Here is an 11,995-nt window from a genome sequence, read left to right as displayed (position 1 = left end):
CCGCGTCTCGGGACGGATGCACCGCACGGGACAACGGAGTCCTTCTGCCTGGCCGTATCCACGACCCCGGCCCGCTCCCTCTCTGCGAAGCGAACCCTCGATAACATAAGGTACACAACGCCGAGCACAGTGCGGGTGGGAACACGGAAATTCGCAGTAACTTAACTACTTCTCGCGACAGCCCCTGAAACCAGGGTACCGGCCCGGGCCGCCCCGTGCCCGTGTCCGTTCCGCCCGTTGCCGACACCGGCCGTGATTCGGTGATCCCTTGCTGCGCTTCACTTGTCGGCCGCAGCAGCCTCCTCCGAGTTATTTCTCCGCGAAGTAGAGCGGGAGCAACGACGCGCTCGCCGAGATGCAGTCGGATCCCGTCCTCCACAAGCCATTCCGAGCCGAGCAGTCAGGGTGACCGTGCCGGCCTCGGCCCGTTCAGGCTCGCGCAGCCTCGCTGGGTGCCGACTCGGCGGTCGCCACGGTCGCCGCCGCGGCCCGCTCGGCCTCCTCGACGGTGCACCGGCCGAGACCGCATGCCGTCGCCACACCGTACGCGGTCCGGCCCGCGGCCGCTTCGAACAGCGCCAGGCTGCGCATGCTGTCTTGCGCATCCGCAGCCGACACGACCCCGGCGATGACGCGCCAGTCCGGGTCCAGCCGGTGCAGCGGCCGGTAGAACGCCGGGTCCACCGGGGCCGGATGAGCACCGTAGGCACACGGTATGTGCGCGGGCGGCAGCGGCACCGCCCGAGCGCGCAGATCTCGTGCGACGGTGTTCAACAGCCGCACCGAAGGTGCGAGACTGCGCGGGGCGAGAAGTTCTTTGTGCTGATAGTCGCCGTAGCACAGATGCAGAACGGTTCGTGCGCCGATCTCGTGCGCCCGCGCGAGGAAGCCGGCCAGCTGGCGCGCGACCAGACGGCCGACCGGAGCCTGCGCACCGAGTCGCGCCGCCTTCACCAGTGCGAGCTGGGCAATCGGCGACTCCACCTGCCAGGTGATCGAATCGCCGTGCTCGGCTGTGACAACGGCCATTTCGGCCAACACGGCCTCGACGAAAACCGGCAGGTTGCGCAGCGCCGGGGTCACCGTACGGAGGTGGCGCAGCGCGCGCCCGAGCGGAAGGCCGTCGGCCACCGCGGCGCCTCCGAACACGAACAACGCCAGATCCAGCGGATTCGGTTGACTGATCTGCAATCTCGTGTCGGCGAGTTCCTGGTGGCGATCCCGCAGCGCGCGGAAGGCGCTGACGGCCGCGCCGATGCGGTCGACGCGATCCATCGCCACGTGCCGGGGCTCGAGGGTGGCGCCAGGGCGAATACCGTAGACGCGCATGTCGGCATAGTCGGCGAAGTCACCGCTGCGCACCACTTCGAAGACGTCGTCGTGTTTCTCCCGCTCCCGCAGGTACTGCACGACCCACGTGGGATCCAGATCCCGCGGTACACCGGTGAGTCGGTGGCCACGGGCGCGCTGGACGAACCATTCCAGCACGTCACTGTCATCGGTCGTCAAGGGTGCGGGCAAGCTGCCCACGAAGTGCACGAGTCGCGTCATCGCCTGTCCCACACGTAGCTCTCACGAACGGAGCAGGCGCTCGCCTCCCGCTCGGGGCCCCGATCCGGCCGCCGCCAAGCAGGATAGGCCGATCCGATAGCCAAAAGTTCGCCACCATTGGGAATGCCGCGCGGGATCGATTGCGCGGCTCTCCGGAAACGCACCGCGTGGTGCCATAGCTCGCGCCGGGATCACCTGGTAGAACCTGGCCATGGTCGATCAAACGCGGTTCGCGCGGTTGGCGCTGGACCAGGTGGCCGCCGAACTGGACGGCACGGCTCTGCGCGGTGGCTACCTCACCTCGGAGCGGATGCGCTTCCTCGCGACCAAGGTCCGCGACGCCGGATATGCCTACGACAAGGCCCTGGAGTCGAACGCGGCCCCGGAATAGCTACGAACACTTGCCGATCGCGCGAGACGGATCCGGCCGGCACTACCCGCGCCGGTCCGGCGAAGGCCGAGATCCAGACGCTCCGGCAGGCCCTGTCGGTGCGCGGTCGCCGTGGACCCGGCGTCGCCACACGGCGGCCGGGTTCCAGTCCGGCGCGGTCCGCCCGCGTGTGAGCGGGAACGCCGCCAGCCCGATCAGCAGCGCCGAAAAGTGCCCGATGCCGGTGAAGGTGGGGTGGATCAGCAGCGGAATGGCGAACCATGTCAGGATTCCGCCGAGGTACAGCCACCGCCACGGACGGGCGATATGGTAGGTCAGCACCCCGATGATCGCGGCGAGAAAGTAACTGACGCCGATATCGCGTACATCGACCATCCCGGGATCGGCGTAGCCGTGGCGAATGGCCACGGCCAGGATGCCCTCGCTGAAGTACGTGGCTGCGACGTGCGCGCACAGACCGACGATCGCCCAGCGCAACGAGCCGAGCCACCGTTCGGCGGGCGCGTGGAAGACGCAGAACAGCACCAGGTAGGGCAGCCAGAAGTAGCCGTCGATCCACAGCAGGCTGGTCACGAGGACGTGCACCGGATCGGACTCGAGATGACGCAGGTTGGTGGAACGCTCCCCCAGCACGTGCGCCAAGTCGCCGCGCGGCACCAGGTGTTGGAGGATCGTGGTCGCCAACAGCACTGTCAGCCAGGCGAAAGTCCACGGGGCGGTGCGCACGTAATTCCGGATGGTCGCCGCGCGGCCCGGTCGCGTGCCACCGTCGTCGGCTGCGTGAGTCATGGCGCGGCCTTCCGTGTGCAGTCCTCCGCCCGGAGGACGCGACCGCCCGACAGCATTGCCGGTTCGAGACGCGCGCTCCTGGCTCTGCCAGGTGAAACATTACTCCCGGACCGGCTGGAGATCCCGCCGATCGACCGTCCGCCCCCGATGGCAGCCGAAAGGCCTAGGTCGACGAGGCGCCGTGCACTGGCGGGTCCGTGGGCAGCGGACCCGTGCGGTTGGCGGTGAGCATTCGGACCGCGGCGACGCGCAGATCCGGCCGGGGGCGCCGGGCGGTGAGCTCGGCCAGGCAGATCTCACCGACCATGGCCACCTTCATCCGGGAGGCGGCGTCGGGGTCCGGCCATCCGGCGGCGACCATGTCCGGCCGCCCCACCGCGATGAACAGCTCGTGGCGGCGGCGGATCTCCTCGCGCAGATCCGGATCGGTGCGCGCCTGCACCATGAACGCCTCGGTGCCGCGGGCATTCAGACAGGCATCCAGGAACGCGTCGAGACTGGGGCCGATCCGTTCGATTCCCGGCGGGATCCCGGCCAGCGCCGCTGCCACCGACTGCGACAGCGCGTCGAAGAAGCGGCGGTGCAACGCGATGACGTAACTGCGGCGGTTGACGAAGTGGTGATAGAAGGTCCCCTTGGCCATCCCGGCTTCCTCGACCACCGCGTTGACCGAAAGACGTTGCAGTCCTTCGCGTTCCGCCACCACGGTGCCCGCGATGAGCAGCGCCGTGCGACCGGGGTCGGCAATGACTGTCATGTTTCCGAATTCTCCCCACTCTTCCTGAAAAGCCTAGTGTCGTGCACCGGCCGCACCTACGCTGTGACCGATCGGTCGGTCGAAGCCTAGCCGGGTTCCGGATGGACCATCGGGTCATCGAGGACCGATCTGATTCCGGGCGACCCTGGGGGTTCGAAATGTCCGCTGAGTTTAAATTGGTGAGCGGCGATGTGGTGCCACTGGCGTCGAACGCACGCTACCTCGTCTCGATCGACGAGTTGTTGCCCGCGGATTCGCCGCGGTCGAACGGGGAGGACCGCAGGCATATCGCGCGACTGGCCGAGAGCGATACCGAATTACCGCCGATTCTGGTGCACCGCAGCACCATGCGCGTCATCGACGGAATGCATCGGTTGCGCGCCGCACAATGGCTGGGGCGCGAGCACATCGACGTCGTGTTCTTCGACGGGACACCGGCCGAGGCCTTTCTGCGCGGTGTCGAACTCAATACGACACACGGCCTGCCGCTGACACTGTCGGACCGCAAAGCGGCGGCCGAGCGGATCATCGAGACGCTGCCGGAATTGTCCGACCGCGCCATCGCGTCCACCACGGGACTTTCGGCGCGCACGGTGGCCACGATTCGGCAGCGTTCGAGTGCGGAAATTCCGCAGTCGAACATCCGCGTCGGCGCCGACGGCAGGCGCAGGCCGATGGACCGCGCACAGCGCAGGCGCCGGGTCGCCGAGTTGCTGGCGACCTCGCCGGACATGCCGCTGCGCGCGCTGGCCGCCGCGGCCGAGGTGTCCATCAGCACGGCGCACGCGATCCGCAAACGTCTGCGCGAGACCGGCTCCTGCGACCGCGACAACACCGGGGCCCAGCCCGAGGGCAGCGCGCTGCTGCTGCAACAACTCACCCGAGATCCGGCTATGCGGCACAGCCAGCAGGGCCGTGACCTGCTGCGCTGGTTGCACACCCACTCGATGCAGCGCGAAGTGTGGACCGCGCTGGTGGCGACGGTGCCACCGCATTGCATCCCGGCCGTCGCCGAACTCGCCAGCCGCAATGCCAAGGAATGGCGGGCGCTGGCCAGCTACATCGATCCCGGCGCTGCCGAATAGCACCCGGCCGCACCGGCATTCGCCACGTGCCGGAGTTCGAGAAAAGGTCATTCATCATGCTTGTTGGTCTCGCACGCCTGGCAACCCGGCGCCCGCGATCCATCCTCTACGGCGCACTGCTGATCGGGATCGTCTGCGTCGGGCTCGGCTGGTCGGCGCCCGCCCATCTGAAGTCCGGCGGCTACATCCCGTCCGACACCGAATCCGCCGAGGTCGCGACGTTCCTCAGCCGCGACTTCCCCGGCGCCGCGCCGAATCTCGTATTGCTGGTCACCGCGCCGGACGGGCTCGACAGCCCCGCCGCCCGCACGGTCGGCGAGCGCCTGACCACGGAGCTGCGCGGCCGCGACGAGGTCGACGCGGTCCAGTCGTACTGGGAGCTGCCGCCGGATCTGCGGCAGGGGCTGCGCGGAAACGACGGCCGCGACGGCCTCGTCCTGGTTCATGTCACCGGCGACGACACCGACGCGCCGAAACGCGCGGGCGCGATCGCCGAACGCCTCAGCGGCGACTTCGACGGCGTGACCGTGCGGGCGGGCGGCCAGGCGGTGGCGTTCGACGAGATGAGCCATCGGATCGTCACCGACCTGCTGATCACCGAGGCGATCGCGATACCGCTGACCGGACTCGCCCTGGTCCTGGTCTTCGGCAGCCTGACCGCCGCGCTGATCCCGCTCGCGGTCGGCGTGTTCAACATCTTCGCCACGCTGCCGATCCTGCGGCTGCTCACCGAGGTCGGCGATGTATCGATCTTCGCGCTGAACATGATGAGCGCACTGGGTTTCGCGGTCGCGATCGATTCGAGCCTGTTCATGGTCAGCAGATTCCGCGAGGAACTCGCCGCCGGGCACGACACCGGCTCCGCAGTCTCCCGCACGGCGCGCACCGCGGGCCGCACCGTCTTGTTCTCCGGTGTGGTGATCGCGCTGTCGCTGTCGACACTGCTGGTCTTCCCGCTGTATTTCCTGCGATCGCTGGCCTACGCGGGGCTGGCCGTGCTCGGCGCGGCGGTGTTCACCACGCTGCTGCTGGTGCCGGCCGCGCTCGCGCTGCTCGGCCCCCGCGTCGACACGCTCGACGTGCGAGTGTTCCTGCGGAGCCGGTTCCGGCGGCCGCGGCCTGCGCTCGTCGAGGTCACCGCCACCCGGTGGTACCGCGCGGTGCAAGTGGTCATGCGCCGCCCGGTCGTGGCCGCGCTGGCGGTGATCGCGCTGCTGCTGGTGCTGGGTTCGCCGTTCCTGTCCATCCGGTTCGGCGCGGCCGACGACCGGGTGATCGCCGGGGCGTCCAGCCATGTGGTCGGTGACGCCTTGCGCACCGACTTCCGGGAGAACGCCACGGCCGGGGTCCTGGTGGCCATGCCCGGTTACCGGGGCGGCGACGCCGATATCGCGGCCTACGCGCAGCGTTTGTCCCGAGTGGAGCAGGTGACGTCCGTGCTGTCCGCGGCGGGCGTCTACACCGGCGGGCTGAAAGTGGCCTCCGCGCCGCCCGGCATGCGCGACGACGCGGGCACGTACCTGCGCGTGGGTACCCGGCTCGACCCGTACTCCCCCGCGGCGATCGATCAGCTCGACCGGGTGCGCGCGGTGCCCGCACCGGGCCGGGCGCTGCTCGGTGGCTCGGCGGCGGAAAGCGTCGACACCATGGACGCGCTCGCGGCGAAAGTGCCCGTCGCCGTGGCGGTGATCGCGCTGTCGACGCTGGTGGTGCTGTTCTTCTTCACCGGTAGCGTGCTGTTGCCGATCAAAGCGCTGCTGCTCAACACGCTGTCGCTGGCGGCGACCTTCGGCGCCATGGTCTGGATCTTCCAGGAGGGGCACCTGGCCGGCCCGCTCGGTTTCACCCCGACCGGCTACCTGGTACCGACCATGCCGATCCTCATGTTCTGCATCGCCTTCGGCGTCTCGATGGACTACGAGGTGTTCCTGTTGTCCCGGATTCGCGAGGAGTGGCTGTCCTGCGGCGACAACACCCGCGCCGTGGCGACCGGCGTCGCCCGCACCGCCCGGATCTTCACCGCGGCCGCCTGCCTGATGGCGATCGCGTTCGCAGGCATGGTGACCTCGCACGTGTCGTTCATCCAGCTCTTCGGCCTCGGACTGACCCTGGCCGTGCTGAGCGACGCGACGTTGATCCGCGGCGTGCTCGCGCCCGCTCTGATGCGCCTGCTCGGCGCGGCCAACTGGTGGGCGCCGCGCCGGCTCGCCCGCTGGCACGAACGTATCGAAATCTCCGAGACCAGCGCCGCTCTCGAGCCAGTACCCAAGTAGTGCGAGAGGAACAACATGGCGAAATTCCGCACAGGCGTGATGGATTCCGGCGTCTACACCCGGTTCGCGCCCGATCTGCAATTTCGCGGCAGCCGCTCGGTGGCGATGGCGGGCGGGGCGGACTCGCTCTGGGTGACCGACCATCTGCCCTCGATCCTGCCCGCCTCGATCTGGAAACCCCGGCACGTCGGCATCACCCGGCTCGCACCGCACGCCGACGGCATCTACGAACCGTGGACGGCGCTGGGCTATCTGGCCGCCCAGAACCGATTGGCCCGTCTGCGGCTCGGCGTCGGGGTCACCGACGCGGGCCGCCGCAACCCCGCGGTCACCGCGCAGGCCGCCGCCACTCTGCACCAATTGAGCCGGGGCCGGGCCATTCTCGGCATCGGCACCGGCATCCGCGACAACAACGAGCCCTACGGCGTGGACTGGTCCGCTCCGGTCGGGCGGTTCGAGGAGGCGCTGGCGACCATCAGGGCGTTGTGGGATTCCCACGGCAGTCTGGTGACCAGGGACTCCCCGTATTTCCCTTTGCGCGACGCGGTCTTCGACGTACCGCCGTATCGGGGCACGCGCCCGGAGATCTGGGTGGCCGCGGGAGGCCCGCGCATGCTGCGGGCCGCCGGGCGCTACGCCGACGTGTGGTTCCCCGGCTTCGCCCAGCGCCCGCACGAATACCGCCACCGCCTCGAACTGGTTCGCGCCGCGGCCTCCGACGCGGGCCGTGACCCGGATTCGGTCGCGCCCGCCGCCGTGTTCAGCGTGCTCACCGCCGCCCGCCCCGGGCAGGTGGACGCACTCGTCGAGAGCGTGGGCGCGCGGGCGCTGACCCTGTGCGCCCCCGGGGAGATGTGGACCAGGCACGGCGCGACCCACCCGCTGGGCGAGGACTTCACCGGCCTGCAGGACTACCTGCCGCAGACGCTCGACGAGCGCACCGTGCTGGACTACATCGAGAAGGTCCCGGCCGCACTGGTGCGGGAATTCTGTCTGGCCGGAACGCCGGACGAGATCGTCGAGCAGCTCGCGCACTGGCGCGACCACGGTCTGCGCTATGCCGTGCTCATGAATCTCAGCGCAATTCATCCGAGCGTCACCCGAGGGATGATTTCGAACGCGCCTCTGGTGGCGACGTTACGCAAATTGAAACGTCTGTAACACAAGACAATTGACGACCGAGCGACCCGAGCAATAGCATGCATTCGAGCGAAGGAGCTCGTCATATATTTGTGCTGCTGCGGTCGGGGGGCTCAGCAAGGTCCCGCATTCAAGGCCAGGAGAAATAATGGTCGACATTGCAATAGTGGGTATCGGCTGCCGGTTTCCAGGCGGTGTATTCGATCCGGAAAGTTACTGGAATTTTCTGCTGAACAAAGGCGACGGGATCGTCGACATCCCGCCGGACCGTTGGAGTATCGAAAAGTACTACGACCCTGATCCGGACGCGCCGGGACGTATGTACACCCGACGCGGTGGATTTCTCACCCAGCCGCTGTGGGACTTCGATGCCGACTTCTTCGGCATCGCCCAGAAGGAGGCCGCCATCCTCGACCCCCAGCAGCGGCTGCTGCTGGAGGTGACCTGGGAGGCGCTCGACGACGCCGGCATGGCGGGGCGGGTCTCCGGCCACCGCGTCGGCGTCTACGTCGGCGGCTTCATCCTCGACAACGTGCTCGGACGCAGCGGCCCGCTGGTCCGATCGGCGATCACCAGCCACACCGCGATGAGCGCCTCGCACACGTTGTTGTCCAATCGCATCTCCTATCTGCTCGATCTGCACGGCCCGAGCCTGACCGTCGACACCGCCTGTTCGTCCTCGCTGGTGGCCACGCATCTGGCGGTGCAGGCGATCGCCAATGGCGAGTGCGAGATCGCGCTGGCCGGCGGGGCGAACGCGATGCTGCAACCGGAGACGTTCATCTCGATGTGCAAAGGCCGGTTCCTGTCGGTCGACGGCCGCTGCAAGACCTTCGACGCCGCCGCCGACGGTTACGGCAGGGCCGAGGGCGCGGGCGCGGTGCTGCTCAAGCCGCTGGACGTGGCGCAGCGCGACAACGACCGCATCTACGCCGTCATCCGCGCGACGGGCGTCAACCAGGACGGCCGCACCATGGCCATTCCGGTGCCGAATCCCGTCGCGCAGGAACAGCTCGCTCGCCAGGTGCGCGACGACGCGGGCGTCGCGGCGCACGAAGTGAGTTACCTCGAGGCGCACGGCACCGGCACCGCGGTCGGCGATCCGATCGAGTTGTCCGCTCTGGGCGCGGTGTACGGCGCGGTGGACGGCCGCGGCGAACCGGTGCCGGTGGGCTCGGTGAAGAACAATTTCGGGCACACCGAGGCCGCGGCCGGGGTCGCGAGCCTGATCAAGGCCGCGCTCACGCTGCACCACCGCACGGTCGCGCCCCAGTTCGAGCTGATCACACCGAATCCCGAGATCGAGTTCGAAAGGCTACGACTACGGGTCCCGCTGAGCACCGAGCCGCTGTCCGCCGCGCCGGGAAAGGGTGTCGTCGCGGTCAACGGCTTCGGCTACGGCGGCACCAACGCTCACGTCATCCTCGTCGAAGCGCCGCCATCGGCCGCGCGGGTCGAGGACGAGCGCCCGGTGCCGCGGGTGCTGCCGATCTCCGGGCGCAACGAGACCGCGGTGCGCGCACTCGCGAGCGAACTCGCCGACACGCTCGACCGGCATCCCGCCGAGGCGGTGACCGCCGCCGCCTGGACCCGTCGCGCCCACCATCCCCTGCGGGTCGGCTTCGCCTACGACGACGCCGACGATCTACGCACCCAGTTGCGGGCCTTCGCCGCGGGCGAGGGCCGCGCTCCGTCCCGGATCATCGGTGACGGAGACGTGGAGCCCGTCTTCGTCTTCAGCGGAATGGGCCCGCAGTGGTGGGGCATGGGCCGCGAGCTGCTCACCACCGACAGCACCTTCGCCAAGGTCGCCAGGGAGATCGACCGCGAATTCGTCTCGATCGCCGGCTGGTCGATCCTGGACGAGATGCTCGCCGACGAGGACGGCTCGCGGATCGTGCAGACCGCGTACGCCCAGCCCGCCAACTTCGTGCTGCAGGCCGCGCTGACCGCCGAACTGGCCGAGTACGGCGTCTATCCGGCGGTGGTGGTCGGGCACAGCGTCGGCGAGGTCACCGCCGCGTACGTGTCCGGCGCGCTGTCGCTGCGCGACGCGCTCACCGTCAGCTACCACCGCGCCCGGTTGCAGGCGACCACCGCGGGCAGCGGCGGCATGCTGGCCCTCGGCATGTCCGAGAGCGAGGCGCGAGAATTGCTCGCCCGCATCGACAGCATCTCGATCGCCGCCGTGAACAGCCCCGGCGCGGTCACCCTCGCCGGCGACAGCGAGGACCTCGAACTGCTGCGCGACACCTTGTCGGCCACCGGCACGTTCGCGCGCAGCCTGCGCGTCGAGGTGCCCTACCACAGCCATCTGATGGACCCGATCCTCGACGACCTGCGAGACGCGCTCGCCCAACTGGCGCCGCGGGACGCGAAACTCACCACGTACTCCACCGTGACCGCCGCCGAGATCGCGGGCACGCAGTGGGACGCGGACTATTGGTGCCGCAACGTGCGCGAGCCGGTGCGGTTCGCCGACGCCATCGGCGCGCTGGTCGACGCGGGTCACCGGGTCTTCCTCGAAGTGGGCCCGCATCCGGTGCTCAGCGGCAACATCCGCGAGATGCTGATCCATCGCGGCGTGATCGGCGCCGCGGTGACCACGCTCTCGCGCGATCTGCGCGACCGCAACAACGTGCTGCGCGCCGTGGCGGACCTGTATGTCGCCGGCTCGCTCGACGGTTCGGCCGTGCCGGGCCGTCCGGACTCGATCGTCGGGCACCTGGATCTGCCCGCCTACCCGTGGCAGCGCAAGCGGGTTTGGCACGACGAGGCGGTCACCCTGCTCGACCGCCTCGGCAGGCCGGACGGCTATGCGCTGCTGGGCGATCCCACGACGGCGGCGAGCTCCGAGTGGGAGGTGCAGCTGTCGGTGTCGCGGCTGCCGTGGCTGCGCGACCACGTCGTGGAGGGATATGTCGTGCTACCCGGCGCGGCCTACCTCGACGCCGCGCTCAGCGCCGCCGTCGAGCGCACCGGGCGCACGAGCGTCGGCCTGGAGTCGGTGGAATTCGTCGCCCCGCTGGTGATCGACGAGCACGACGTCCCCGTGCTGCGGGTGAGCGTCGAGGAGTCGACCAAACGCTTCCAGATCCGCTCGCGCTCGGCCACCGCCACCACATGGACGCTCAACGCCCACGGCAGGCTCATCGAAGCCGACTTCACCACCGCCGTCGTGGATGTCGACGCTCCTGAGCACGCCGTCGCCGTCGCGGGCCCGGATCTCTATCGCGGCCTGGCGGCTCGCGGTCTGGACTACGGGCCCGCTTTCCAGCGCATCGTCTCGGCCGTCGTCGGCACGGACGCGGTGGTCGCCTCGCTCGCACCGGTCGAGGAGGGCACGCCGATCCGGCACCTGGCCCACCCGGCTCTGGTCGATGCCGCGCTGCAGTGCGTCGCCGCCCTGGCCGCGGACTCCGACACCGACGTGGCGATCGTGCCTGCCGCCATCGCCGGAGTGCGTCGACTGGGTCCGCTGCCGCAGCGGCCGCGGGTCGTGGTGACCCGGCGCGGAGTCGACCCGCTGCGCGCCGACATCGCGATCGTCGGCGACCGAGGCGAGGTGGCCATGCGCCTGCTCGGCGTCGAGTTCCGCCCGGTCAGCGCGGCTGTCGATGTCGCACTTCAGCTGGAACGGGTCTTCTATCAACCGCTGTGGGAGATCGTCGAGGCGCGGACCGGTGAGCCGCCCGCCGAGCAGGAGGTCGTGGTCGCCGTCTGCGTCGGCGCCGACGCGGCCGAGCGAGCGACGGCGCTGCTCGGCGAACGGATCGACGTCACCGTCGTGCTCACCGACCCGGAAGCCGATGACAACGACGAGCGCCTGCGGCTGGCGTTGCGCTCATCCGACGGTGTCCCGATCGCCGAGCGGATCCGGGTGGTCGCCGTGTTCGGCGAGGCGTTCGACGGGTCACGCAACGTCTACTGGCTCGCGCGCGTGGCGAATGCCGTCGAGCATCTGCTCGCCGACGCGCCACAGATTCGTGTCCGGGCCGTCGTCGTCACC

Annotated in this window: 8 protein-coding genes; 5 read left to right on the top strand and 3 right to left on the bottom strand. The window is 69.4% G+C overall.

Annotated features, from left to right (window positions below; genetic code table 11):
* Positions 1–429: 429 nt before the first annotated feature.
* A complete protein-coding gene (locus ON21_RS19910) occupies positions 430–1,551 on the bottom strand; it encodes a hypothetical protein (RefSeq protein WP_039799772.1) in 1,122 nt (373 codons plus the stop codon).
* Positions 1,552–1,762: 211 nt separating this feature from the next.
* Here ON21_RS19910 and ON21_RS19905 point away from each other — a divergent pair, with 211 nt between their 5' ends.
* The gene (locus ON21_RS19905) at positions 1,763–1,942 is read left to right on the top strand and encodes a hypothetical protein (protein WP_039799771.1); all 180 of its coding nucleotides are present in this window, start codon (positions 1,763–1,765) and stop codon (positions 1,940–1,942) included.
* Between the two features lie 42 nt (positions 1,943–1,984).
* On the opposite strand, the gene ON21_RS19900 is transcribed toward ON21_RS19905, so the two are convergent.
* Positions 1,985–2,731 carry a rhomboid-like protein gene (locus ON21_RS19900; RefSeq protein WP_051021039.1) on the bottom strand — a complete coding sequence of 249 codons (747 nt, stop codon included), beginning with the start codon at positions 2,729–2,731 and terminating at the stop codon, positions 1,985–1,987.
* 163 nt (positions 2,732–2,894) lie between these two features.
* Positions 2,895–3,488 (bottom strand): TetR/AcrR family transcriptional regulator, encoded by a 594-nt coding sequence (locus ON21_RS19895; RefSeq protein WP_051021037.1) that lies wholly within the window; start codon positions 3,486–3,488, stop codon positions 2,895–2,897.
* 158 nt (positions 3,489–3,646) lie between these two features.
* Between ON21_RS19895 and ON21_RS19890 the strand changes: the two genes are divergently transcribed.
* The 4 genes from ON21_RS19890 to ON21_RS19875 all read left to right on the top strand — a co-directional run.
* Positions 3,647–4,573, top strand: coding sequence for a ParB/RepB/Spo0J family partition protein (locus tag ON21_RS19890; protein WP_083880750.1), 927 nt, complete (start codon positions 3,647–3,649; stop codon positions 4,571–4,573).
* A 56-nt stretch (positions 4,574–4,629) separates the two neighbouring features.
* Positions 4,630–6,846, top strand: a complete 2,217-nt coding sequence (locus ON21_RS19885) for an MMPL family transporter (protein ID WP_039799770.1) — start codon at positions 4,630–4,632, stop codon at positions 6,844–6,846.
* A gap of 15 nt (positions 6,847–6,861) precedes the next feature.
* Positions 6,862–8,007, top strand: coding sequence for an LLM class flavin-dependent oxidoreductase (locus tag ON21_RS19880; RefSeq protein WP_039799769.1), 1,146 nt, complete (start codon positions 6,862–6,864; stop codon positions 8,005–8,007).
* 127 nt (positions 8,008–8,134) lie between these two features.
* On the top strand, positions 8,135–11,995 hold a 3,861-nt coding region (locus tag ON21_RS19875; protein ID WP_157170889.1), incomplete at its 3' end, for a type I polyketide synthase.

Source organism: Nocardia araoensis NBRC 100135 (genome assembly GCF_000308435.1).
In the GTDB taxonomy this organism is placed as follows: domain Bacteria; phylum Actinomycetota; class Actinomycetes; order Mycobacteriales; family Mycobacteriaceae; genus Nocardia; species Nocardia araoensis.
This window is presented reverse-complemented; position numbering and strand designations above follow the sequence as displayed.